The sequence below is a fragment of the Brenneria sp. hezel4-2-4 genome (assembly GCF_013155275.1).
Taxonomy (GTDB): domain Bacteria; phylum Pseudomonadota; class Gammaproteobacteria; order Enterobacterales; family Enterobacteriaceae; genus Brenneria.
The window spans coordinates 59,638-85,308 of the sequence record NZ_JABJXS010000015.1 but is presented as its reverse complement, the minus strand read 5'-3'; the positions used below and the strand labels follow the sequence as shown (position 1 = coordinate 85,308).

Sequence of the window (25,671 nt, the reverse complement as noted above, 5' to 3'; positions counted from 1 at the left end):
ATGCCTCGATCAGTATTGATACCATCACCGCCGATAATGTGGTGAATGCGGCCGAGTCTAATCAGACTATCAATGTCACCGGTCAGGTGGGCGATAATGTCCAGGCCGGTGATGCGGTGACCGTCACCGTCGGTAGCGAGACTTATCAGACTACGGTGAATGCCGATGGCGTAACCTGGAGTGTGAATGTGCCCGGCAGCGTGCTGGCGGGAAATACCTCAGTTAATGCCACGGTGACCACCGCAGATACGGCGGGCAATACCACCACGGCAGAGGCTAACCGTCCTTATGATGTCGACATAATTGCCCCGGATGTGTCGATCAGTATTGATACCATCACCGCCGATAACGTAGTCAATGCCGTCGAGTCCGGCCAGACCATCAGCGTGACCGGCCAAGTGGGCGATCAGGTACGGGCGGGTGATGTGGTGACCGTCACGGTGGGGAGTGAGACTTACCAGACGACGGTCAATGCCGATGGCAGCACCTGGAGTGTGGATATCCCCGGTAGTGTGCTGGCGGGAAATACCTCAGTTAATGCCACGGTAACCACCGCGGATGCGGCGGGGAATATCGCTACGGCGGATGCCAGTCGCGGTTACACCGTTGATACGGTGGCACCGGATGCGTCGATTACCGTTGATACCATCACCGCCGATAATGTGGTGAATGCGGCCGAGTCCGGTCAGACTATCAGCGTGACCGGTCAGGTTGGCGATCAGGTGCGGGCAGGTGATGCGGTGACCGTCACGGTGGGCAGTGAGACTTACCAAACCACGGTGAATGCCGATGGCGTGACCTGGAGCGTGAGTGTTCCCGGTAGCGTACTGGCAGGGAATACGGCGGTTACGGCGAGTGTCACTACATCTGATGCCGCGGGCAATACCACCACGGCGGATGCCAGCCGCGGTTACACGGTTGATACCGTGGCGCCGGATGCCTCGATCAGTATTGATACCATCACCGCCGATAATGTGGTCAATGCCGTTGAGTCCAACCAGACCATCAATGTGACCGGTCAGGTTGGCGATCAGGTGCAAGCGGGCGATGCAGTGACCGTCACGGTGGGTAGCGAGACCTATCAGACCACCGTTAATGCCGATGGCGTGACCTGGAGTGTCAATATTCCCGGCAGCGTACTGGCGGGAAATACCTCAGTTAATGCCACGGTAACCACCTCTGACGCGGCGGGCAATACTACCACGGCGGATGCCAGCCGCGGTTACACCGTTGATACCGTGGCGCCGGATGCGTCGATTACCATCGATACCATCACCGCCGATAATGTGGTGAATGCCGCCGAGTCTAACCAGTCTATCAATGTGACGGGTCAGGTTGGCGATAATGTCCAGGCCGGTGATGCGGTGACCGTCACCGTAGGTAGTGAGACCTACCAGACCACGGTCAATGCCGATGGCAGCACCTGGAGTGTCAATATTCCTGGTAGCGTATTAGCTGCCAATACGGCGATTAATGCCACGGTGACAACCTCTGATGCGGCAGGCAATACCGCCACGGCGGACGCCAGTCGTCCTTACTCGGTTGATACGGTAGCGCCGGATATTGATATTACGCATTTCGCGGGCAATGACGGTTATATCAGCCAGCATGAGTTGGCCAATACGGTCGTCAGCGGCACCAGCAGCGAGAAGACCGTCGATTTGGTCTTTACCGACGTCAATGGCCGGTCTGTCACGCTGAGCAATGTGCCGGTAGTTGATGGCACATGGCAGGCGCAAAGCGATCTCAGTTCACTGGCGGAGGGGAAGATCACCGTTGATGCCACGGCAACCGATCCGGCAGGCAATCAGTCTCATGCCAGCAGTGATGCGGTAATGGATATTACGCCGCCGGTTGCTCTCGATGATGCGGTAACCGGCATGGAAGATACGCCGCTGCATATCGGCTGGAGCGATCTCGGCGTATCAGCCGATACCTCCGGTATCGTGATCTCGGCGCTGCCGCCGGCCAGTACCGGGACGCTCTATTTTAACGATGGCGGTAGCTGGAAGGCGGTAACGGTCGGTCAGGCGTTTACGGCTCAAGATCTTGATTTACGGTTTGAGGCGGCGGCAAATGCCGCGGGCTCTTCGTTAAGTGAGTTCTCATACCAGCCGGTCGATACGGTGGGAAATATCGGTAGCGATGCATCGTTGAGCATTAATATTACCCCGGTTGCCGACGCGCCGGTGGTTACCCTGAATATCGCCAGCGGCGAAACCACGGTGGTGCCGCAGACGATCGCCGTCAACGGCGGCAGCGAGAACGGCGGGTTCGATATCCAGGACGGCAAGATCGTCGCTATCGGCGATGGCGTCCGCATTTGGCTGACGCAGGGAGATCCGGTTCCCACGGTGGTGGGTAACGGCGTCATTGCCTATTACAACCAGGGGAATATCAGCGGCAGCAGTAGCTACACCGATATCTACGTGGTGCATAACGGTTCCGGATATGTCCAGGACGGCACCCAGCGCGGCCTGAATCAGGTCAGCGGCAATGACGGATCGGAAGCGAGCGGTACGTCGCCGGACTATATTTTTATTCAAGACGGCGATACCAGCACCTACAGCGTCAGCACGTCGACCAACAACAATGCCGCGAGCAATGTGAATACGTTCAATGGCGTGAGCGTTTACGGCAACAGTCAGCTAATCAACAGCGGCAACCAGTTGGAAGGCGTTATCTACGGTGATGGCTCCACCGTTTTGGCGGATAGCGGCGATACCACCACGGTCGAGGTGATTTCCGTCCAAAGCGGTTATCAGCAGCACACAATCAATGTCTCCGCCGCGTTGATGGATACCGACGGCAGCGAAACGCTATCCGGCATTACTTTATCCGGGCTGCCGGAAGGCACGCAGATTGTCTCCGGCGATACGGTGCTTTATACCGTGGGGAGTGAAGGGACGTACCTGATCCCGAATACGGATAATGCGCAGTCGTTCACCGCTGACCTTAACATCTGGGTTCCGGTCGCGGCCGGCAAGTTTGATGTAATTGCTCAGGCGACCTCAACCGAATCGGGCAATTATGATTCCGCGACCGGCTCTTCCGTGGAAGAGGTCGAACAGTATGGTTTAAGTATCGGCTCGACCGGTGATGATGCGATGTCGGGCACGCACAGCCATGATTTGATGGTCGCTGATGTTTCTGGGTTGCAGCTTGTCGAAGGGCAGAACTATAACATTGCGTTTATGGTGGATTCTTCAGGCAGCATGTCGAGTAGCGACATAGCAAAAACGCAGGCCTCGTTGACTAATGTGTTTAACAGTCTGATAAAAAGCGCCAACGGCGCCAACTCAGGCACGGTCAACGTCTTCCTGGCCGATTTTGACACTCAGGTCGGTAAAACGGTTTCCGTTAATCTGAGCGATCCTGACGCGTTGCAAAGTCTGACCGATGTGCTGAATTCGATGGTCGGCGGTTTGGCTAACGGCGGCGGCACCAACTACGAGGATGTGTTCAAAACCACCGCTAACTGGTTTTTAAGCGATCAGGTGACAAGCAATGTCGGCAATAACCTGACCTATTTTATTACCGACGGCGAGCCGACCTTTTATCAGACCGGCGAAACCAATGAAGTTCAGGTTGGATCGAAAAATCAATATCTGAATATTGACGATATCAACTATCAGCCCGGCGAAGCTTATTCTATGACTGTATACAGTAGGTCTCGTGAAGTCATTGATGAACAAGGAAACGTCTATCGTTATAGCGGTCATAACAGTAGCGGTTCCGTCATTGGACAAGTTCATGCCCAGGGGGACGGCACCTACGAAATCTCTACCCTCGGTGGCGCAGGCAACAATAGTTCCTACTGGAACGGTCGCTATTGGGTGGATAATTCAGGTAATCTCGACGCCAGCAATGCACAAGCGACAGAAGCGTTTGCGCAGTTGAAAAAACTGTCCAACGTTGACGCTATCGGTATTGGCGACGATCTGAATGCCAGCAGCCTGCAACACTATGACACTGACGGTCACGTGCAGGATCATATCGATCCCAGTCAGTTGAATGAGGCGATCCTGGGCAGTAATGAGCCGATGCATGCCGGCAATGACGAACTCAACGGCGGCTTAGGTAACGATATCCTGTTCGGCGATGTGGTGACGTTTGATAACATTGAAGGCAACGGCCTCTCTGCGTTGCAAAACTATATTGCCGGGCGGATGGGGCTACAGGATACGCTGCCGACCGCGAAAGAGATGCACGGTTACATTACCGCGCACAGCAGCGAGTTTGATATTTCTTCCGCAAGTGACGGTAATGATATTCTTAACGGCGGCGTGGGCAATGACATCCTCTTCGGGCAAGGCGGCAACGATACCCTGAATGGCGGAAGCGGCAACGATCTGCTGTATGGCGGCAGCGGAGATGATCTGTTGATCGGCGGGGCGGGCAATGATGTATTGATCGGCGGCGCCGGGGCAGATACCTTCAAGTGGCAGGCCGGTGAGGTGGGGCATGATGTTATCAAGGACTTCAATGCCAGCGAAGGCGACAGGATCGATTTAAGCGATCTGGTCGGCGAACTGGAAGAGGGAACCGATATCAGTCGCTATATTCGCATTACCGATAGCGATGGTTCGCCGACGATCGAAGTCAGTCCCGAAGGGAACTTCACCGGCGCTGGCGGCGGCACGGTGGCGGTATCCATTACGCTTGAGCACTACAGCGGCGCGTTACCGTCGCTTGAAAGTTTAATCAGCAAGCCAGAGCAAACTCAGAGCTGACGGTAATCGCGTGGAAAGGGCCTCTGAGTATGGGGCTCCTTTCATCTTTAAGCATACTTAAAAAGGTCTCGGAATATGTTTTATATCCAGCGCGATGGTGATGGGCATCTGCTTAAGGTTGATGAGAGTCCTTTTCCCGAGATGAATGGCGAATTGCCCGCCGGCTCCACAGAGGCATTGGAATGGTTTAAAACCCATGATAGCGCCACGGCCAGTTTGCAACAGCTGCGTCAGAGCGACCTGGAGATGGTGCGGGTACTGGAAGATTTGATTCAGGTATTAATCAATAAAGGCGTCATCAGTATTACCGATTTTCCCTCCGCGGCGCAGCTCAAGCTGATAGGCCGGGCGCAGGCGCGCGAAGCCTTGAATAGCGGATTGGATAAATTAATCGGCGATGATGAAGACGGCATGTTCTGACAGGCGTAACAGCATGATGAAAAAGGCCTTAACCGGCCGTTTTTCATCCGAGCGTCATCTTGTCGCCGGCGCCGGTTCTCCCAACAGACGTCCCATTGCGCCTTGCAACCCCATTTCCTGAAGCACTTTCAATTCGCCGGGGGTTTCAACACGCTCGGCGATAAGCGGTAGCGCAATGCTATTGGTGGCGCGATACAGGGCTTCAATAAACATTTTTTTATCTTCTTCACGATCGATATCCCGAATATAGCTGCCATCGACTTTTAAGTAAGCCAGTCCCCATTGAGACAAATTACCGATCATATTAAACCGGCCGCCAAAATGCTGAAGCCCCAGCGCGCAGCCATGTTCGTTCAGAAGTTTGATTAAGGCTTCAAGCTGAGCGGTGTCCGGCAGTTGGTTCTCATCTAATTCCAGAATCAGCCGCTTCGCCAACTGGGGCTGCTGTTTCAGCGGCGCCAGTAACTGAGCCATTAACGGCAGGTTAATCACGGTGTTGTAGGACAGACTTAACGCCAGATCGCCTTGATGCCGGCGTAAATAACCCAGCACCTGTTTCAGCATCACCTGATCCAGCCGGGTATTCCAGCCAAAACGCTGAACCCAGGGAAGGAAGCGGCCTGCGGCGATACTGTTTCCCTGTTCATCCTCAATTCTTGCCAGCACCTTATGATGCAGTATCTGATTCGGATCGAGGCAATTCACCACCGGCTGTAAGAAAAGTTGCAGATTTTCCTGCTCCAGAATGGGATCGAGCCGGTTAAACCACATGTGCCGGTCGGTGTCCGTCCGGGGGGATGTCGACAGGCTTTCATCGATGGTGATTTTGTCTGAATGCCTTTCGGCGCAGGTCAAAGCCTGATCGCCCTGGATCAGCAGGGATTGTGCGGCGTCTCCCGGTCGGAACGGCACCATACAAAACCGGGCCACCGGAGATACGTCTGTTTCACCCGTCAGGTATAAGCTTTCCATGTTGCGCGTCAGATCGTCTATCAACGCGTGGGCTTCCTTATCGACCAGACCGGGGCACAGCAAGGCGAATTCGCCGCCGCGGATACGGGCTGACAGGCTCTCTGCTTTGACGTCCCGCTTTTGGGTTTTGTGGATGATTTGCCCGATTGCCGCCAGCACTGAATCGGTGCGTTGTCCTCCCAGACGCTGGTTCATTCCTGAGAGATCCTGGATGCGGATCATAATCAGGAAGCCCGGCGGCGTTTCATCATCGGCGAGTTTGTCCTGAAACTGAATGTCGAAAGCCCGGCGGTTGGCCAACCCGGTCTGAGGATCTTGATAAGCCTCCTGACGTAAGCGCTCGCTTCGTAAGGCTTCTTCCTCAAATAGGGTCTTGAGTTTGCTAACCATCAGATTCATGGCCTGCGCCACGCGGCGCAACTCCGGCGTGTTGGGTAAATCAGGCTGGTTGAGGAATTCCCGGCGGGTAATCGCCAATGACTGATTGACGATATAGTCCAGCGGGCGCAGTTGGCGGCGCAGCATTATGGCGCCGAGCAAAACCCCAAGCGTACCGCAACTGAGCAGCCAGATGAGCGTGGCCGAACTGCTTTTCCACAAACGGGTGATGGCGAACATGGGATGGCTGACGACTTCCACTTTTGCCGCCTGTTCCCAGCCGCGCATGACGATCGCTTCGCCTGCGCCGGGTTGCAGGTTTACCAGCCGCACAAACCAGCGGGGCACATTGGGCACTTCCGGCGACGCCGTGCGCGCCAGCGTAATGTTATCGGTTTTTAAATCCCGAATGCGGATGCTGGAAAAGTAGCCGCTGTCAAAAATGGAGCTGACCATCAGTTCCACCATCGCCGGATCGTCGATATTCGGCGTCAGGGACAATCCCAGTGCGGTTGCCGCATCCTGGGCATGGGAACGAAGCTGGTTGTTATATTGCTCGCGCGAGTTTTCCAGACTGACGAAAAAACTCCCGCTGAAAATAATCAGCACGAACAGGCAGATGGCTATCAGTAATTGTTTGTATAGAGACATAGCCTTATCTTACTCCTCAAGTGAAAATCCTTCGGCACGCATTTTGGTCAGTAATTCCTGCCAGCGCGAAAGTCGTTTACTGTCACCTACGCGTTTGTTGCCGCCGGCGCCCGGCAGCCATAATCCTTCGCCATTAAAGGAATAGACCGGCAGTAAATCGGTGCGCTGGGTCGCAGGTTGAATGTTATTTATCAGGTTATCCAGCACCAGAGGGATGGCGGTTGGCGTCGGATAATAGGTAAGCACCATATGAGCCTTGTTTAGACGTAATGCCTTGACGTAAGTGATGCGCAGTTTTTCCCCCGCCACGCCTAAATGACGCAAAGTGAAATACTTGGCGATGGCGTAGTCTTCACAATCCGCCGCGCCTTTGCGTAACGCTTCAATCGGGCTGGCCCAGTAATCTTCCTGACCCCAGATGATCGTATCATCACGAAACTGCAAACGGTCATTAAAAAAAAGATTCACGGCTTCCAGCTGTTGTTGTTCATCCGCGTTGCGCTGGGAAATCAGCAACGCCTGCCATTCATCAATCCGTCGACTGGCCGCCGGGGTCGCCGGGCCATAAAGCTGGGCCGTCCGTTGAGTAATGAGGATGAAATCCCAGTCTGCGCGCAGCGAACCTGCCAGCAGCAATAGACAGCAAATGAGAAAAAGCTTGCAAAAAACGGTCTTAGGCAAGTGGTATTGCACTGATATTTCTCTGTTTGCTCACAAGGCGGCCGCCCCCGGCGTGAAGATTTAATAGATTAGACTATAGTGCAGACTATCTTACTTTTATAATGGCAAAAAGCCATTACTGCGGCACCAGGATAATGGTAGAAAAAAGTGCTGCAACGAAGAGGCAACAGGATGAATTTAGGCGCATTAGTATCAGAAACCCGCAATCCCGACACGATGGATTTGGATCAGTTGTCTACACTGGACATGATGCGTGTTTTCAATCGGGAAGATCAAAAGGTGCCGGAGGCTATCCGTCAGGTATTGCCGGCGATCGCCAGAGCGGTCGATCTGGCGACGGCCGCCTTAAAAGCGGGGGGACGGCTGATTTACCTGGGAGCGGGAACCAGCGGCCGATTGGGCGTGCTGGACGCCTCGGAATGCCCCCCGACGTTTGGGGTGCCGCATGGACTGGTGATTGGCTTGATCGCCGGCGGCCCGGGCGCATTGCTTCAGGCGGTTGAAGGCGCGGAGGATGATCCGGCGTTGGGCGAGGCCGATCTTGTCGCCCTGCATCTCACTGCGGAGGATATGGTGATCGGTCTGGCGGCTTCCGGCCGAACGCCTTATGTCATCGGCGCCTTGCGTTACGCCCGCAGCGTCGGCTGCCGGACGGCGGCGATCTCCTGTAATCCGCACGCGCCCATTGCAGAGGAAGCCCAGGTGGCGATTTCCCCGGTCGTCGGCCCGGAGGCACTGACGGGATCGACCCGCCTGAAATCGGGAACCGCACAAAAGCTGGTGTTGAATATGATTTCCACCGGCGTCATGGTCAAGCTGGGCAAGGTGTATCAGAATCTAATGGTGGATGTGAAAGCCACCAATGTTAAATTGTTGGATCGCGCGTGCCGGATTGTGATCGAAGCCACGGGCGCGGATCCGGATGTGGCCCGGCAGGCGCTGGCGCAGACCGGGAACGAGGTGAAACCTGCTATTCTGATGATTCTGAGCGGGGTGAGCGCGCAAGAGGCGCGACGGAAACTCCTGCAACATAAGGGTTATCTGCGCGAGGCGCTGATTGACTGACACGATGAGACATCGTCTTTTATTTATCGATCGCCGAGGAGTAACGTTTTGAGTGATAAGCGAAGCCTGCGCATTGTGTTTTTTGATTTGGACGGCACGCTGCATCAGCAGGATATGTTCGGTAGTTTTTTACGCTTTCTGCTCAAGCGGTTGCCGCTTAACCTTATTCTTGTTCTCCCGTTATTGCCGGTTATCGGCGCCGGTTTGCTGGTGCGCGGCCGCGCCGCCCGCTGGCCGATGAGCTGGCTGTTGTGGGCGATTACCTTTGGACGCCGTGAGGATAATCTCGTTCAGTTGGAAAAGCAGTTCGTCAGCGATTTTCGCCGTAAAGTGACGCCTTTTCCGCAGGTACAACAGCGGCTGAAAGAATATTTACAGGATACTCAGGCGCAGGTCTGGCTGGTCACCGGATCGCCTCAGCGCCTGGTTGAGCAGGTCTACCATGATTCCCCCTTTTTACCCGGCGTTCGTCTGATGGGAAGCCAGATAACACGGCGCGCCGGCGGCTGGGTGCTGACGCTGCGCTGTCTGGGGCAGGAAAAAGTCATTCAGATGGAACAGCGGCTGGGTACGCCGCTGAAGCTCTATAGCGGCTACAGCGACAGCAAGCAGGATAACCCGCTGCTCTATTTTTGCGAGCATCGCTGGCGGGTGACGCCAAACGGCAGTTTGCAACAACTGGAGTGATTCCTCTCGGGCGTTGTCCGTATATAATGCCGCCCCCAACAGTGACAGCGAAAAAATTGCCTAAGAGGAAGCCGTGAGCCGCGTATTGGTACTGGATGATGAATATTGGATGCGCCATGCGCTGACCTTGGCCCGGCGCGCTCAGGATGAAGGTGAGGTGCCGGTCGGGGCGGTGCTGGTCTTGGATAATCTGGTAATCGGCGAAGGCTGGAATCGCCCGATAGGCCATCACGATCCGACCGCCCATGCCGAGATTATGGCGCTGCGTCAGGGAGGAAAAGCGCTACAGAACTATCGCCTGTTGCATTCTACGCTCTACGTGACGCTGGAGCCTTGCATCATGTGCGCGGGCGCCATGATCCACAGCCGCATTGGCCGGCTGGTTTATGGCGCGGCGGATGAAAAAACCGGGGCGGCGGGGTCGCTGGTGGATATTTTACGCCATCCCGGCATGAATCATCAGATAACCATCGATTCCGGCATCCTGGCCGCCGAGTGTTCCGCCACGCTCAGCGCATTTTTCCGCCAGCGGCGTGAGCAGCATAAAGCGCGGCGCGCGGCGGGTAAAAAAGCCGCGAATTAATCGCGGCTGAGGTTGCTGACAAAGTCGTCTGTAAGCCTGAGATACCCGGGCCTACCGTACCGAGGGGCCATTATGGGACACATCCTTGTGCCCCACCCTGCGGGCCAGCATAAATGCTGTTCAAATTTGCTCCTGGCAAATTTGTCGGCGGCTTACGCCGCTACGGCCCCTCGCCACGCTCTCCCTAATAACAGGCTTTGTCAATGGTCTGAACCGCGAATTAATCGCGGCTTCGGCTTATGGCGTTATAAGACTTATTCCGGCACTTTATCCGGCGCAACAACCGGATAAGCCTGAGCGGAGAGCAACTGTTGCTGCGCTTTAGTCTCTTTTTCTGACAGATATCCCACCAGACTCACCATATAACGGCGGATATTTTCCACATAGTTGTAGGCTTCATGTCCGCGCGCATAACCGTAAGTGGTTTGCGTGTAATAACGTTTCTGGCTCAGCATCGGCAGACGCAGTTTCACATCGGCCCAGCTATCGGGGTTGCCTTTCTGCCTTTCCGTCAGTTTGCGGGCGTCCAGCAAATGGGCATATCCCATGTTGTAGGCCGCCAGCGCAAACCAGATTTTTTCATCCTCAGGGATCGTATCCGGCATCTTCTGCATCATATGCGACATATATTGCGCGCCGCCGCGAATACTCTGTTCGGGATCGAGACGATCGGTAACATCCAGACTTTCCGCCGTATTGCGGGTAAGCATCATCAGCCCGCGTACGCCGGTCGGCGAGGTGGCCAGCGGGTTCCAGTGCGATTCCTGATAGGAGATGGCCGCCAGCAGTTTCCAGTCGATCTCCGTGGCATATTTTTCAAACAACGGCTGGAGATCGGGCAGCGTTTCATCAATGGCGCTGAGGAAGGTGGTGGTATCGACGTAATCAAATTCGCCGACATGGCCCAGATATTTTTCTTCCAGTCGGGCGAGGGTGCCGTCTTCAACGATGCGGCTGAAAAAATCCAGTAACGCCGCGGACAGGCTATCATCATTTGAGCGCCGCATGTACCAGGTGACCGGTTCTTCATCGCTGAGATCGAACGCCACGGCGAGCTGGGGATGAATACGCTGGATTAACCCAATGGTGACCGAATCTCCCAGGGTATAGTCGAGTTTACCGTCGATAACCTGTTTCAGCAGTTCCTGCGTGGTCAGTTCTGACGTTGATTCCCACTCCAACTGCGGATGTTTGTCCGCTTTCAGTTCGCGCAGCGTGGCGACATACGCGGATCCTGATGTCACGGCCAGGCGTCCGGGCAGTTTTCCCAGCGTTTTAGGGCGCGTGTTCCCCAGGCGATACACCAACTGTTGCGACACCGAATAGTAGGTCGGCCCGGCGCGAAAGCGCGCCAAACGTTCATGATTATAAATGAGTCCGGCGGCCAGTAAGTCCGTATCGTCGTCATCCAGATCGTCAAACAGGTCGTCAAGGTTTTTACGTGACGAGACCGTCAGCTTGACGCCGAGATAGTCGGCGAAACGTTTCGCCAGTTCATAATCAAGACCTGCCGGCTCACCGTTACTGATATAGTGAGTCAAAGGCGAGTCGATGGTGCTGATACGCAACTCGCCGCGTGAGAGGATCTGTCTGAGCTGATCGTCCTGGCTGCTGCGCCAGGGGATATTTGGCCATAGGGCCAGCGCCAGCAGTAACGTGATAATCCCGATGAAAAAATAATTTAATTTTAAACGCTTCAAATAGTGGTCTCTCGGCGGCTTGGCTAGCCTGTCTATAGTGGCCGTTTTTTATACGAAAAGTCCCGGAGTCGAGGCATTTTGCGTAACAAACTGCCAGTGTGCAACTTTTATTGATTTGGTTAATGGTCATTCGGCGCCGTAAGGCGATGTGCAACAATCGCTACGCAAACGGTTTCGTCCGGGTCAAGGATTCTCTATAATGACGCGCGTTTCCCCCCTGTAGCGCCCAACGACTGCACCGCAGTCGGTGCATCGAAGACGAGAGAACTTTAGATTATGGAAATACTGCGTGGTTCACCTGCTTTGTCGGCTTTTCGTATTAATAAATTGCTGGTTCGCTGCAAAGAGCACTTTTTGCCGATCAGTGATATCTATGCCGAATATGTGCATTTTGCCGATGTCAGCGCGCCGCTGAACAACGATGAACAGGACAAACTGACACGGTTGCTGAAATATGGTCCTTCTCTCGCTGAACACGAGCCGCAAGGCCGTTTGCTGCTGGTGACTCCCCGTCCCGGCACGATTTCCCCGTGGTCTTCCAAGGCAACGGATATTGCGCGTAATTGCGGCTTGAATAAGGTTTTGCGTCTGGAACGCGGTCTGGCTTTTTATATCCATGCGCCGACGCTGAGCGATGAACAGTGGCAGCAACTGGGGGCGTTGTTGCATGACCGTATGATGGAAAGCGTATTCAATGAGATGAAGCAGGCGGAAAAACTGTTCTCTCATCATCAGCCCGCGCCGTTGAAACGCGTAGAGATCTTGTTACAGGGCCGGCAGGCGCTGGAAGAGGCCAATGTCCGGCTGGGGCTGGCGCTGGCGGAAGACGAGATCGATTATCTGCTGGATGCGTTTAACCAACTGGGGCGCAATCCCACCGATATTGAGCTGTATATGTTTGCCCAGGCTAACTCCGAACATTGCCGGCATAAAATTTTTAATGCCGACTGGGTGATCGATGGCGTGGAACAGCCGAAATCGCTGTTCAAGATGATTAAGAACACCTTCGTCCACACGCCGGATCACGTATTGTCCGCCTATAAGGACAACGCGGCAGTGATGGAAGGCTCCGCCGTCGGGCGTTTCTATGCCGATACGCACGGCAACTACGATTACCATCAGGAAGAGGCGCATATCCTGATGAAAGTGGAAACCCACAACCACCCGACGGCGATTTCGCCCTGGCCGGGGGCGGCAACGGGTTCCGGCGGTGAAATCCGCGATGAAGGCGCGACCGGACGGGGCTCCAAACCCAAGGCGGGGCTGGTCGGTTTCTCCGTATCGAACCTGCGTATTCCCGGCTTTGAACAGCCGTGGGAAGAAGATTTCGGCAAGCCCGATCGTATCGTCAGCGCCCTGGATATTATGATCGAAGGCCCGCTGGGCGGGGCGGCGTTCAATAATGAATTCGGCCGCCCTGCGCTGACCGGCTATTTCCGTACCTATGAAGAGCGGGTGGACAGCCATAACGGCACCGAACTGCGGGGTTATCACAAGCCCATAATGTTGGCCGGCGGCCTCGGTAATATTCGCGCCGACCATGTTCAAAAAGGCGAAATCAGCGTGGGCGCCAAACTGATCGTGCTCGGCGGCCCTTCAATGAATATCGGGTTAGGGGGCGGGGCGGCGTCGTCAATGGCCTCCGGTCAGTCTGACGCCGATCTGGATTTTGCTTCCGTTCAGCGCGATAACCCGGAAATGGAGCGCCGCTGTCAGGAAGTGATCGACCGCTGCTGGCAGTTGGGCGAACAGAACCCGATCCTGTTTATTCATGACGTGGGCGCCGGCGGCCTGTCCAACGCGATGCCGGAGCTGGTCAGCGACGGCGGCCGCGGCGGTCGTTTCGAACTGCGTGATATTTTGAATGACGAACCGGGCATGAGTCCGCTGGAAGTCTGGTGCAATGAGTCGCAAGAGCGTTATGTGCTGGCCGTCGCGCCGGAACAACTGGCGTTGTTTGATGAAATCTGCCGCCGTGAGCGTGCGCCTTACGCGGTGATCGGCGAAGCGACGGAAGAATTGCATTTGACGCTGAATGACCGTCATTTCAATAACCAGCCGATCGATCTGCCGCTGGATGTTTTGCTGGGTAAAACGCCGAAGATGCTGCGTGATGTCGAGCGCAAACAGGTGGAAGGCGCATCGCTAAACCGTGATGACATTTATCTGGCCGACGCGGTAGAGCGCGTGCTGCATTTGCCGGTGGTGGCGGAAAAAACCTTCCTGATCACCATCGGCGACCGTTCGGTAACCGGTATGGTGGCCCGCGATCAAATGGTCGGGCCGTGGCAGGTGCCGGTGGCTGACTGCGCGGTGACCACGGCGAGTCTGGACAGCTATTACGGTGAAGCCATGTCGATTGGCGAGCGCGCCCCGGTGGCGCTGCGCAATTTCGCGGCCTCCGCGCGTCTGGCGGTGGGGGAAGCATTAACCAACATTGCCGCGACCGATATCGGCCCTCTGACGCGCGTTAAGCTATCGGCTAACTGGATGGCCGCAGCCGGTCATCCGGGGGAAGATGCCGGGCTTTACGATGCGGTTAAAGCCATCGGCGAGGAACTTTGCCCGGCGCTGGGGTTGACTATCCCGGTCGGCAAAGACTCCATGTCGATGAAAACCCGCTGGCGGGAAGGCGACGAAGAACGTGCCATCACCTCGCCGATGTCGCTGGTGATTTCTGCTTTCGCCCGGGTGGAGGACGTGCGTAAAACGGTAACCCCGCAGTTGCGTACCGATGAAGATAACGCATTATTACTGATCGACCTGGGCGCGGGACACCAGGCGCTGGGCGCCACCGCGCTGGCTCAGGTATACCGCCAGTTAGGCCGTGAAACCGCGGACGTGCGCAATGCGCAACAACTGGCCGGCTTCTTTAATGCCATGCAGCAGTTGGTGACGGACAAGGCCTTACTGGCTTATCACGATCGATCTGACGGCGGGCTGTTGGCGACGCTGGCTGAGATGGCGTTCGCCGGCCACTGCGCCGTGAATGTCGATATTGCTTCGCAGGGCGACGACACGTTGGCTACGTTGTTCAACGAAGAGCTGGGGGCGGTTATTCAGATTGCGGCTTCACGTCAGGCCGACGTGCAAAGCGTGTTTGCCCGGCATGGTCTGGCGGATTGCGTGCATTATCTCGGTCGCGCCGAAGAGGGAACACGCTTTATTATTACCCGCGGTGAGGACGTGGTTTACCGCGAAAGCCGTACCACAATGCGTAGCTGGTGGGCGGAAACCACCTGGCAGATGCAGCGTTTGCGTGATAACCCGCAGTGCGCCGATCAGGAGCATACCGCCAAGCAGGATGATAACGATCCCGGTTTGAATGTGGCGCTGACCTTTGAACCGCAGGAGGATATTGCCGCGCCCTATATTGCGAAACAGGTTCGCCCTAAAGTCGCCGTGTTGCGTGAGCAGGGGGTTAACTCCCATGTCGAAATGGCGGCGGCTTTCCACCGCGCCGGCTTTGACGCCGTAGATATCCATATGAGCGATTTGTTGGCGGGACGCCGCGATCTGCAAGATTTTCAGGCGCTGGTCGCCTGCGGCGGTTTCTCTTATGGCGACGTGCTGGGCGCGGGTGAGGGGTGGGCGAAGTCCATTCTGTTCAATCCGCGGGTGCGTGATGAATTCGCCGCATTCTTCCAGCGTCCGCAGACGCTGGCGCTCGGGGTGTGCAACGGTTGCCAGATGATGTCGAATCTGAAAGATCTGATCCCCGGTGCGGATCTCTGGCCGCGTTTTGTGCGCAATAAATCGGACCGCTTTGAAGCCCGCTTTAGTCTGGTTGAAGTAGAGAAGAGTCCGTCGTTGTTTATGAACGACATGGCGGGATCGCGTATGCCTATTGCGGTTTCACATGGCGAAGGTCAGGTTGAGGTACGTGATGAAACGCATCTGTCGGCGCTGGAAGAGCGTGGTCTGGTTACGCTGCGTTATGTGAATAACTACGGCCAGGTTACCGAAAATTATCCCGCCAACCCGAATGGCTCGCCAAACGGTATTACGGCCGTCACCAGCACCAGTGGTCGGGCGACGGTAATGATGCCGCACCCGGAACGGGTATTCCGTACCGTCAGCAACTCCTGGCATCCTGAAGCGTGGGGCGAAGATGGTCCGTGGATGCGTATGTTCCGCAATGCGCGCAGACAGCTGGGTTAATCATTCTCAGAACGGCAAAAGCAAGACGCGGCAAGGAGCTTTGGCTCCTTGTCGTTTTTTTGCGACAAACGCTCGGTTAAATGTCTCTGATTGGAGACATTTAACTCTTTGATTTGTATAAGTTGGCGTGTTTAGTAGCAAAGGTGTCTGTTTTTGACGACATAAAATCGATATTGGGTTTATTTCGCGAACCAAGAGGGATTCTTGGTAATACATTTTTAAAAATAATAAATTTAAAATCAGTAACTTAAATTATTTTCTTGAAAATTGGCACGATAGGTGCATAATTATCAGTGTTGCTCATTCAACTGGTTATGATTGCGCTGCTGATTGGCAGAGATATTCGCTCATAACAACCGGAATGACGCCAAAAGAAAGGGTGCCTATCGTCCACTAGACCGATAACAGGATGCGCAAGCTGACTTTATCAAGCATCGGGCGACACGTTGAGTGAGGCACCGCCTATTTAGTTACGCGGTCAGGGGCATGATTCTCCTGACCGCGTAATGCTCCAATGCCCACTCCGCTTTCCTTTCCTGTTGATGATCACCTTTGTTTCCCTGTCGCTTTTTGTTTGGCGTTACCGCTGGATTAGACTGCGTTACGCACGTCGCCGGGAAACCTTGGCGGGCCATCTCTGCCCGCCGCCTTTTAGGCCGTCGCCATGCGACGTTTAAAAACGTTCCTGACGTTTTTAGCAAATTCAGTTAGCATCAGAGCGGATCGATAGGTAACGAGATGATTTCCTTGAAACGATGGCGTTTATTTCCGCGCTCCTTGCGGCAGTTAGTAATCATGGCTTTTTTGCTGGTGCTGTTGCCTTTACTGGTATTGGCGTATCAGGCATACCAAAGCCTGAACACGCTTAGCGAGCAGGCCGCAGACATTAACCGGACCGCCCTGACGGACGCCCGTCGCAGCGAGGCGATGACCAGCGTGGCGTTAGCGATGGAGCGCAGCTATCGTCAGTATTGCGTGCTGGACGATCAAACGCTGGCCACGCTCTACCAAAACCAGCGCAATCAATATTCGCAGATGCTGGATTCTCATGCCTCCGTCCTGCCGGATCAGCGCTACTATCAAACCCTGCGTCAGCATTTAACCCAGCTTGCGGCGTTGCGCTGCAATAACAGCGGTCCCGATCGGGACGCCTCCGGACTGTTGGAGCGTTTTTCCCAGGCAAACGGGCAGATGGTGCAGGCGACCCGTGAAGTGGTGTTTTCCCGCGGACAGCAACTGCAACAGGCGATTGCCGAGCGCGGGCAGTTTTTCGGCTGGCAGGCGTTGCTGCTGTTTCTGGTCAGTTTGTTACTGGTGGTGCTGTTTACCCGTATGATCATCGGCCCGGTAAACGGGGTTGAGCGGATGATCAATCGTCTGGGGGAAGGCCGGTCGCTGGGAAATACCAGTACCTTTAAAGGGCCGCGTGAAATCCGCTCGCTGGCGCAACGTATTATTTGGTTAAGCGAGCGTCTTTCCTGGCTGGAATCGCAACGCCATGAATTTCTCCGGCATATTTCACACGAGCTGAAAACGCCGCTGGCAAGCCTGCGTGAAGGCACTGAGCTGCTGGCGGATCAAGTGGTCGGCCCGCTGACCGCCGATCAGAAAGAAGTGGTATCCATTCTGGACAGCAGCAGCCGCCATCTGCTGCAATTGATCGATCAGCTATTGGACTATAACCGTAAACTGGCGGATACGCCGACGGAGTTGGAACGGGTCGAAATTGAGGAAATCGTCGATATCGTGGTGTCGTCCCATAGCTTGCCGGCCCGGGCAAAAATGATTCATACCGATATTGAGCTGAAAATTGAACACTGCTGGGCGGAGGCGACGCTATTGATGCGCGTAATAGACAATCTCTATTCCAATGCGGTGCACTATGGCAAGGAATCCGGTAACATTTGGATCTATAGCCGTTCGGTTGGCAATCGGGTTCAGATTGATGTGGCGAATAGCGGTACGCCGATCCCCGACGCGGAGCGTAGCATGATTTTTGAGCCTTTTTACCAGGGTAGCCATCAGCGAAAAGGCGCGGTAAAAGGCAGCGGGCTGGGATTGAGTATCGCCCGGGATTGTATTCGCCGTATGCGTGGGGAGTTAAGCCTGATATCCGTTGACTATGCTGATGTGTGTTTTCGTATTGAATTGCCATTAACTTCTGAGAATGAATAGATAATGAATGCACGGTCTGTCCGTCCTTTTTCGTTACACATCCTGCCCGCCCTATTCGATGTGTCTTTTCGCCGTCTGGCAAAGGCCGTGGCGATGTTATCCCTGCTGTTACCGTCGGCCTTGCTGCTGACGGCCTGCAACGCTAACGTCAGCAGTTACATAGCGTCACAGGACGGGGAAAATTCAACGCCGAAAGAACAGGTCACCGATTACCGCCTTGCACAATGCGGGCGGCTCTGGCAGGCGGACGATCGGGACGTGATGAACAATGCGCTTTACTGGCTGCGGGCGATGGATTGCGCCGGTCGTTTGACCCAGTTTCAGGCGCGTGAAGAAGCACAGCTCCTGACGGTCGATAGCTGGGAGAATGCGTTCAAACGGGGAATTTTACTGGATAACGCGGGCATCACGCAGGCGGAAAGACGCCAGATGCTGGCGCAGATTAATTTGTACCGCCTTGATTTTCCTTCCGCATTGCGTCCGCTGATGCAGACCTGGCGCGATAGACAAACGCTGTTTCTGGCCTTATCCGATGAACGTTTACGTTATCAGCGTTTACAGGAATCCAGTGATAAACAGCTGGATTCCCTACGCATAGAACAAAACCATCTGCAATATCAGTTGGAGATAACGCGACAAAAGCTGGAAAACCTGACGGACATTGAACGTCGGCTTTCATCCCGTAAGCAACTGTCGGGTGAATTGCCCGATAACGATGCCGACCGTCGCAGCGCAGCAGGCCAGGCGCGCGACGGCTCGCCTACCTCGCCGAAATTGGATTCGGAGCCGGTAAACGCGGAGGATACCTACATCCCGCCGACCGAATCGGATACGGATAACTCGACGACGAAGAAGGAGCCGAAAAACCCATGACAGCCCGGAAAGCGGCGAATTTGTTGCTGGTAGACGACGATCCCAGCCTGTTGAAGCTGTTGGGAATGCGCCTGACCAGTGAAGGTTTCAGCGTGACGACGGCGGAAAGCGGTCAGGAAGCGTTGCGCCTGTTGACCCGAGAACGGTTCGATCTGGTGATTAGCGATCTTCGGATGGATGAAATGGACGGGATGGCGCTGTTTTCTGAAATTCAGCGCTATCAGCCGGGTATGCCCGTCATTATTCTGACCGCGCACGGCTCTATTCCTGATGCGGTAGCGGCAACGCAGCAGGGGGTGTTCAGCTTCCTGACCAAACCGGTCGATCGTGATGCGTTATACCAGGCGATCGATGAAGCGATGGCGTTGTCCGCCCCGGTTGGCGATGAAAGCTGGCGCGAAACCATCGTGACCCGTAGCCCCTTAATGCTGCGTCTGTTGGAACAGGCCAAGATGGTCGCGCAGTCGGACGTCAGCGTGTTGATTAATGGTCAGAGCGGCACCGGGAAAGAGGTGTTGGCGCAGGCGATCCATGCCGCCAGCCCGCGGGCGAAAAAAGCCTTTATCGCCATCAACTGCGGGGCGTTGCCCGAACCGTTGCTGGAGTCTGAGCTATTCGGTCATGCCAAAGGGGCGTTTACCGGCGCCGTCAGCAGCCGTGAAGGGCTGTTTCAGGCGGCGGAAGGCGGTACGCTGTTTTTAGATGAAATCGGCGATATGCCGCTGTCGTTGCAGGTCAAATTGCTGCGGGTATTGCAGGAACGCAAGGTGCGCCCGCTGGGCAGTAATCGCGATCTGGATATTGACGTGCGGATTATTTCCGCCACCCATCGTGATTTACCCAAGGCGATGGAAAAAGGCGAGTTCCGCGAAGATCTTTATTATCGGTTGAACGTGGTTAATATGAAGCTGCCGGCGCTGCACGAACGGGCGGAAGATATCCCGCTGTTGGCGAATCATCTGCTGCGTGAGTCGGCCGCCCGACACAAGCCTTTTGTGCGCACGTTTTCGACGGATGCCATGAAACGGTTGATGACGGCCAGTTGGCCGGGTAACGTGCGGCAGCTGGTCAATGTGATTGAACAGTGCGTCGCGCTGACCAGCGCGCCGGTTATCAGCGAGGCGCTGGTTGAGCAGGCGTTGGAAGGTGAAAATACCGCGTTGCCGACCTTTGTCGAGGCCCGCCATCAGTTTGAGCTGAACTATCTGCGCAAACTGTTGCAGATAGCCAAAGGCAATGTGACTCAGGCTGCGCGTATGGCGGGGCGTAACCGGACGGAGTTTTATAAACTGTTGGGCCGTCATGAATTGGACGCCAACGATTTTAAAGAATAATGTTAATAGATTGTAGGATTGGATTCCGCCAATCTTCTTGTTTGCTGATGCCCGGCTTTGGCCGCAACATAGGTAATCTAAGGTTTCCCCATGAAAAAAATTGATGCGATTATTAAGCCGTTTAAACTGGACGATGTACGTGAAGCGTTAGCTGAAGTCGGCATCACAGGGATGACGGTCACGGAAGTGAAAGGGTTTGGCCGTCAGAAAGGCCATACCGAACTTTATCGCGGCGCCGAGTACATGGTCGATTTTTTACCCAAGGTAAAAGTTGAGATCGTGGTAGCGGACGATATTGTCGATACCTGTGTGGAAACCATCATGCAGACGGCTCAGACCGGTAAAATCGGCGACGGTAAAATCTTTGTTTTCGATGTGGCCCGTGTGGTGCGTATCCGTACCGGCGAAGAGGACGAAGAGGCGATTTAACGCCGACCAACGGGATACAACGCGGAGGGCAGGCCGTTTGCGCTTCCATCTCTTGCCAAAAGCGTCTGCTGCCGTTTCAGAAGCCAGCCCTTATCCGGCTGGCTTCACTGTATTATTTTACCGGCGGTACGGAAGGCACCCAGCCACCAAGGACTTTTTCCGCCGTGAACTCCGCGGCTTCCGCATCGCTGAGCTGAGGTCGTTGATCGTTTTTCTCTGCGCCGGCGCCGCGGGATTGATATTCAAAAAAGCGTGAGTCCTGCGGATAAAACCATATTTTTTCGCCTTGCCGGTCTTTGCCGGACATTTTGTCCCAACCGTAAATATGATCGTCCATGCTGGTATTCAGAAAAACAGCCTGCCCGATGGCCTGCGGATCGGCATAGCGTCCGTCCGCAAAGGAGGTTGTCGGGTGCCACGGCCGACCTAAACCATAGCTTTTCGCCGGGACGTCCTGGCTTTCTTTGACGATCCGGCTGTTGGTAAACACCAGACCATATTTCTGGTTGATGTTGGTGCTGGGCGCGGTGAGATACCCCAGCGGTTGGTCTTTAATATCCGTGCGGTTGCGGGCGATGATATCGCAATCATCAAATAAGGCCGTACCGTCGCCAAAGATAAAATCCACGGTTCCGCTGATACGCGATTGCGAGAAGAAACTACGGCCACCTTTTACATACAGCGTGTCCTGATAGCCCGTCAGGCTGACATTGTGAAAGTAGGCGCGATCGCTGTTTTCGGCGACCAGCAAGGCCACGGCCTGCGAGTCTTTCAGCCTGGTCGGATCGTTATCCGGCTTGCTCTTGTTGCCCGGGTAATCGAAATCGTTGCTGATGGTCAGCGAACGGGCGCTAAAATCCGCCGCATCCACTTTCACCGTATTGCTGCCGTAGGTTCCCCATTTACTGCCGTCGGGTTTGAGCATGCCGGCGGCAATGGCGGCGGTAATCACCGTGCCGTCGCGGCTTTCTCCGATCAGATGAATATTCGGGCGCGTAATGGTCAGTCTTTCATGATACACGCCGTTTTTTACATAAATGACAAACGGGGAATTGTCCGCCGGAGCGCTGGCAATGGCGTCGGTAAGGGTTTTGAACGTCTGGGATGCCGATGTGTTGGCCGAGGGGGAAACCAGCGCATCGTAAGTCGTCCGCGCCAGTGCCGGTTGCCAGGGAGTGGCGATAGATAAGGCTAACGCTATCGTTTTGCAAACAGATGCGCCCGAAGGGGGTTTTAACATATCCAGACTCCTGCATTGACAAGTTTCGTTGAGTAACGCTCTTCTCCCCGCCAATCAGGGAGAAGAGCGGATGAACCGGCGCTCGGTGTTATCGTTATGACTTATGCTGGCGGACGAGTTTGTCCGCCAGCGTTTTTAATTCCGGCGTCTGGCGAATCGCTTCCGCGACAATGCCTGACACGGCGATGGCCCCTTTTTTCTGAAAATGCGTGGTATCCGGTTTGGTCAGGCTGCCGGTCTGATGACGATAAAAGGGATAACGCGCGGGGTCGGCCGCCAGCCAGTACTGTTTCCAGTGATTGCTGTTTCCCTGGTTCGCCAGCGCGATCGTCGCGGGTTCGATATCCAGTAGAATGACCTTATTGGCCGCCGCCGTATCTTTGATGGTCTGGCTGTAGTCACCGACAAACGCGTAGCCCCCTTCCGCATTTTGCGTTGTAAAGTGGCCGTGTACCGCCGGCGTTCCGTCTTTGCCGTCGGCGGTGCGAACCCGGGTGGTGGGCGTCAGCAATACCGGCGTTAATTGATACTGGCGGGCAAAATTAATATAACGTTCCAGCGAGGTCTGGAACGACATATCGGATTTGCCCGGAGGGGACTGGCGTTCTCCCGCCGCATTATTGGGATAGGTACACAGATTGGCGACATCGGCCGCGCCGCGCGTTGGCTTGGCGCTGTTGCAATTCTGGTCGTTGTGCCCCATTTGAATAAACAGAAAATCGCCCGCTTTCATCAGCGGCTGCATCTGGCGGAACCAGCCTTCATGGAAATAATCGCGCGAGCTGCGCCCGGAGCGGGCGCCGTTAACGATTTTCACTCCGCTATCTTTACGGAACTGTTGTTCAAAAACCTGTCCCCAGCCCATGCGCGGCAAGCGCGCTTTTTCGTAGGTCGCGGCGGTGGAGTCTCCTACCAGGAAAATCCGCGTCTGGGCGTGTTGGATCGCATCCAGATGCGCTCGGGCAAAGTGGTAATCCAGCGGCTCATAGTCGCCCTGTGGGTTTAAACCCACGATCGGGCGAAAAACGCCGTCCGTCAGCACCGTATGTCCTGAGTAACCCGAGTTATTGTGATAATTGCGATTGTGGTTAATCACCTTGATAATTTTGCTGACGGCATCTTGCTGGGCGGCAGGGTAGGTCAGGGGATCAAAACGTGCGGGCGAGGTTATCCCCGCTTGTTTCAGCGCGGCATTAAACCCCGCATGGAAGGCGGCGTACGCCTTTTTCAACGCGGCGCCGTCAAGCGTCGGCGATGCCGGATCGTCACCCAACTGTTGCGGGCCGATATAGCCCGCCGCGACGGCAACGTCGGAAATGATCCGGTCGGTTAGCGGGTTAATGTTGACGATATTTTCATGACCGGATTGCAGCGAGGGAGCCAGGGCGTTCAGGCAAATTGCCCGTGGGATATGATTGATCAGGCAGTTGGTGCCGCCGGACTCAATAGCCAAAAGACGCAACGGCGCCGATAATCCCGAAACATCAAGCTGATACCGCCCCTGCTCGTCGGTGCGGCCCTGCCTGCGCTGGCCTTGCTGATCCCGGATAATAAGGGTGGCGGGAAGATGGATTTCTCGGTGCGTTACGCGACCGGTCAGCGTGGTGTTTTCTCCCAGCTTGATGCCGGGCATGACTTCGATACCGCTTTTAGGTTTTGCATTATGCGCGGCGGCGGATGGCGCGGCGTTTGCCATCATCCATGGGGCGGAGAATACGATTGCGAAAGTCATACAGCCGGAAAAACGGTTTAACATGATTAGACATATCCCTTGTTGCAGAATCGAAAACATTTTTTGCAGGTTTCACGGGGGGTTGGATAAAGGCCGTGATCCCTTGAGCCAAATTTGTTGAAAAGTCCGGGCGGTTATTATGCACCTAATTGAAGCAAGGGCGCGGTCTCATAATCATGCGAAATCATTATTCATTAAAAATGAAATAATATTTCATATTATGGGTATTCTGCTGTGATTCACCTCCTTATTCTCAAAATGGCGCGGAGCGAACTGATTAAAGTGTGATCCACATCGACAGCGGAGAGGTTGTATCGTGGCCGCAACGTGAAGAAAAAACAGGTTGGAAATGAAGAAAATTCCGTTTCCCGCCCGAGCGGTTAAATCTCCTCAGCCCTTGCGCCGCCTGTAGCTAATCGTTTGCGTAAAAACCTCTGTCAAGACCTATCTTCATTAGGGATAAACGGTTTACACTATAGGCCACTACCCGGACGGGTGATTATTTTCCAGTACATTCAAGTTAGCTGAGTCAGGAGATGCGGATGTTAAAGCGTGAAATGAACATTGCCGATTATGATGCCGACCTGTGGCAAGCAATGCAGCAAGAAGTGGTGCGTCAGGAAGAGCACATTGAACTGATTGCGTCAGAAAACTACACCAGCCCGCGGGTTATGCAAGCGCAGGGTTCTCAGCTAACCAACAAATATGCTGAAGGTTATCCGGGTAAACGTTATTACGGCGGCTGCGAATATGTGGACGTGGTTGAACAACTGGCTATCGATCGCGCCAAGGCGCTGTTCGGCGCGGATTACGCCAACGTGCAGCCTCACTCGGGTTCTCAGGCTAACTTTGCCGTCTATACCGCGCTATTGCAGCCGGGCGATACCATTCTGGGGATGAATCTGGCGCACGGCGGCCACCTGACTCATGGCTCGCCGGTCAACCTGTCCGGTAAACTTTACAACGTCATTCCTTACGGCATCGACGAAAGCGGCAAGATCGATTACGAAGAGATGGCCGAACTGGCTCGCACCCATAAACCCAAAATGATCGTCGGTGGTTTCTCCGCCTATTCCGGTATTGTCGACTGGGCCAAAATGCGCGAAATCGCCGACAGCATCGGCGCCTATTTGTTCGTGGATATGGCGCACGTCGCCGGTCTGATTGCCGCTGACGTGTATCCGAACCCGGTTCCGCATGCGCACATCGTGACCACCACCACCCACAAAACGCTGGCCGGCCCGCGCGGCGGTCTGATTCTGGCGAAGGGCGGCGACGAAGATCTGTATAAGAAACTGAATTCCGCGGTATTCCCCGGTGGACAAGGCGGCCCGCTGATGCACGTCATCGCCGGTAAAGCGGTGGCGTTGAAAGAAGCGATGGAGCCTGAGTTCAAGGTTTACCAGCAGCAGGTTGCGAAAAATGCCAAGGCGATGGTCGACGTATTCCTGTCCCGTGGCTATGACGTGGTTTCCGGCGGCACCAGCAACCATCTGTTCCTGCTGGATCTGGTAAATAAAAACATCACCGGTAAAGATGCCGATGCGGCTTTAGGCCGTGCGAATATCACGGTTAACAAAAACAGCGTGCCGAACGATCCCAAAAGCCCGTTCGTGACCTCTGGCGTGCGTATCGGTACGCCGGCCGCCACCCGTCGCGGCTTTAAAGAAGCGGAAGTGCGCGAACTGGCCGGCTGGATCTGTGATGTTCTGGACAACATCAACGATGAAGCCACTATCGAGCGTACCAAACAAAAAGTATTGGATATCTGCGCCCGTTTCCCGGTTTACGCCTAATCCGAAGATTTTCCCCCGGTTGTCGTCTGCCGGGGCGTACGTAGAAGCGCCAGCCTTTGGG

Annotated in this window: 16 protein-coding genes; 11 read left to right on the top strand and 5 right to left on the bottom strand. The window is 55.0% G+C overall.

Features of this window, described 5'->3' with window-relative positions; all coding sequences use genetic code 11:
• Together HOY33_RS19010 and HOY33_RS19005 are read left to right on the top strand one after the other, a co-directional pair.
• On the top strand, nucleotides 1-4,733 hold a 4,733-nt coding region (locus HOY33_RS19010), incomplete at its 5' end, for an Ig-like domain-containing protein (protein WP_172291641.1).
• A gap of 75 nt (nucleotides 4,734-4,808) precedes the next feature.
• Nucleotides 4,809-5,153 (top strand): tryptophan synthase subunit beta, encoded by a 345-nt coding sequence (locus tag HOY33_RS19005; RefSeq protein WP_172291575.1) that lies wholly within the window; start codon nucleotides 4,809-4,811, stop codon nucleotides 5,151-5,153.
• Nucleotides 5,154-5,207: 54 nt separating this feature from the next.
• Here the strand turns inward: HOY33_RS19005 and lapD are convergent, their stop codons facing one another.
• Both lapD and lapG read right to left on the bottom strand, forming a co-directional pair.
• Nucleotides 5,208-7,154: a cyclic di-GMP receptor LapD gene (gene lapD / locus HOY33_RS19000; protein ID WP_172291576.1), complete on the bottom strand. Its 1,947-nt coding sequence runs from the start codon at nucleotides 7,152-7,154 to the stop codon at nucleotides 5,208-5,210.
• Nucleotides 7,155-7,163: 9 nt separating this feature from the next.
• On the bottom strand, nucleotides 7,164-7,835 hold the full coding sequence (lapG, locus tag HOY33_RS18995; RefSeq protein ID WP_216660576.1) for a cysteine protease LapG: 672 nt from the start codon (nucleotides 7,833-7,835) through the stop codon (nucleotides 7,164-7,166).
• A gap of 171 nt (nucleotides 7,836-8,006) precedes the next feature.
• Here lapG and murQ point away from each other — a divergent pair, with 171 nt between their 5' ends.
• The 3 genes from murQ (at nucleotide 8,007) to tadA (ending at nucleotide 10,170) form a co-directional block, all read left to right on the top strand.
• Nucleotides 8,007-8,900: an N-acetylmuramic acid 6-phosphate etherase gene (murQ, locus tag HOY33_RS18990; RefSeq protein ID WP_172291577.1), complete on the top strand. Its 894-nt coding sequence runs from the start codon at nucleotides 8,007-8,009 to the stop codon at nucleotides 8,898-8,900.
• Nucleotides 8,901-8,948: 48 nt separating this feature from the next.
• Nucleotides 8,949-9,587: a phosphatidylglycerophosphatase C gene (gene yfhb / locus HOY33_RS18985; protein WP_172291578.1), complete on the top strand. Its 639-nt coding sequence runs from the start codon at nucleotides 8,949-8,951 to the stop codon at nucleotides 9,585-9,587.
• A 73-nt stretch (nucleotides 9,588-9,660) separates the two neighbouring features.
• Nucleotides 9,661-10,170, top strand: a complete 510-nt coding sequence (gene tadA, locus HOY33_RS18980) for a tRNA adenosine(34) deaminase TadA (RefSeq protein WP_172291579.1) — start codon at nucleotides 9,661-9,663, stop codon at nucleotides 10,168-10,170.
• A 254-nt stretch (nucleotides 10,171-10,424) separates the two neighbouring features.
• Here the strand turns inward: tadA and mltF are convergent, their stop codons facing one another.
• Nucleotides 10,425-11,870: a membrane-bound lytic murein transglycosylase MltF gene (gene mltF / locus HOY33_RS18975; protein ID WP_172291580.1), complete on the bottom strand. Its 1,446-nt coding sequence runs from the start codon at nucleotides 11,868-11,870 to the stop codon at nucleotides 10,425-10,427.
• 276 nt (nucleotides 11,871-12,146) lie between these two features.
• On the opposite strand from mltF, the gene purL reads away from it, so the two are divergent.
• The 5 genes from purL to glnB all read left to right on the top strand — a co-directional run bounded on the left by purL (nucleotide 12,147) and on the right by glnB (nucleotide 20,842).
• Nucleotides 12,147-16,031, top strand: a complete 3,885-nt coding sequence (gene purL, locus HOY33_RS18970; RefSeq protein WP_172291581.1) for a phosphoribosylformylglycinamidine synthase — start codon at nucleotides 12,147-12,149, stop codon at nucleotides 16,029-16,031.
• A 738-nt stretch (nucleotides 16,032-16,769) separates the two neighbouring features.
• A complete protein-coding gene (locus tag HOY33_RS18965; protein ID WP_172291582.1) occupies nucleotides 16,770-18,206 on the top strand; it encodes a HAMP domain-containing sensor histidine kinase in 1,437 nt (478 codons plus the stop codon).
• Nucleotides 18,207-18,299: 93 nt separating this feature from the next.
• Complete coding sequence (gene qseG, locus HOY33_RS18960) at nucleotides 18,300-19,079, top strand: two-component system QseEF-associated lipoprotein QseG (RefSeq protein WP_253906997.1); 780 nt, start codon at nucleotides 18,300-18,302, stop codon at nucleotides 19,077-19,079.
• The gene (glrR, locus tag HOY33_RS18955) at nucleotides 19,076-20,413 is read left to right on the top strand and encodes a two-component system response regulator GlrR (protein ID WP_172291584.1); all 1,338 of its coding nucleotides are present in this window, start codon (nucleotides 19,076-19,078) and stop codon (nucleotides 20,411-20,413) included. The genes qseG and glrR overlap by 4 nt, the downstream gene beginning before the upstream one ends.
• Before the next feature lie 90 nt (nucleotides 20,414-20,503).
• On the top strand, nucleotides 20,504-20,842 hold the full coding sequence (glnB, locus tag HOY33_RS18950; protein ID WP_172291585.1) for a nitrogen regulatory protein P-II: 339 nt from the start codon (nucleotides 20,504-20,506) through the stop codon (nucleotides 20,840-20,842).
• A 112-nt stretch (nucleotides 20,843-20,954) separates the two neighbouring features.
• Here the strand turns inward: glnB and HOY33_RS18945 are convergent, their stop codons facing one another.
• Nucleotides 20,955-22,082, bottom strand: coding sequence for a pectinesterase family protein (locus HOY33_RS18945; protein ID WP_172291586.1), 1,128 nt, complete (start codon nucleotides 22,080-22,082; stop codon nucleotides 20,955-20,957).
• A 94-nt stretch (nucleotides 22,083-22,176) separates the two neighbouring features.
• A complete protein-coding gene (gene paeY, locus HOY33_RS18940) occupies nucleotides 22,177-23,838 on the bottom strand; it encodes a pectin acetylesterase PaeY (RefSeq protein WP_172291587.1) in 1,662 nt (553 codons plus the stop codon).
• A 518-nt stretch (nucleotides 23,839-24,356) separates the two neighbouring features.
• Between paeY and glyA the strand changes: the two genes are divergently transcribed.
• Nucleotides 24,357-25,610, top strand: coding sequence for a serine hydroxymethyltransferase (glyA, locus tag HOY33_RS18935; protein ID WP_172291588.1), 1,254 nt, complete (start codon nucleotides 24,357-24,359; stop codon nucleotides 25,608-25,610).
• Nucleotides 25,611-25,671: the final 61 nt, after the last annotated feature.

Coding starts and splice junctions, on each gene's coding strand:
- HOY33_RS19005 (WP_172291575.1), top strand. CDS start 4,809: ATGTTTTATATCCAGCGCGATGGTGATGGGCATCTGCTTAAGGTTGAT.
- lapD (WP_172291576.1), bottom strand. CDS start 7,154: ATGTCTCTATACAAACAATTACTGATAGCCATCTGCCTGTTCGTGCTG.
- murQ (WP_172291577.1), top strand. CDS start 8,007: ATGAATTTAGGCGCATTAGTATCAGAAACCCGCAATCCCGACACGATG.
- purL (WP_172291581.1), top strand. CDS start 12,147: ATGGAAATACTGCGTGGTTCACCTGCTTTGTCGGCTTTTCGTATTAAT.
- HOY33_RS18965 (WP_172291582.1), top strand. CDS start 16,770: ATGATTTCCTTGAAACGATGGCGTTTATTTCCGCGCTCCTTGCGGCAG.
- qseG (WP_253906997.1), top strand. CDS start 18,300: ATGTTATCCCTGCTGTTACCGTCGGCCTTGCTGCTGACGGCCTGCAAC.
- glrR (WP_172291584.1), top strand. CDS start 19,076: ATGACAGCCCGGAAAGCGGCGAATTTGTTGCTGGTAGACGACGATCCC.
- glnB (WP_172291585.1), top strand. CDS start 20,504: ATGAAAAAAATTGATGCGATTATTAAGCCGTTTAAACTGGACGATGTA.
- HOY33_RS18945 (WP_172291586.1), bottom strand. CDS start 22,082: ATGTTAAAACCCCCTTCGGGCGCATCTGTTTGCAAAACGATAGCGTTA.
- paeY (WP_172291587.1), bottom strand. CDS start 23,838: ATGTTAAACCGTTTTTCCGGCTGTATGACTTTCGCAATCGTATTCTCC.
- glyA (WP_172291588.1), top strand. CDS start 24,357: ATGTTAAAGCGTGAAATGAACATTGCCGATTATGATGCCGACCTGTGG.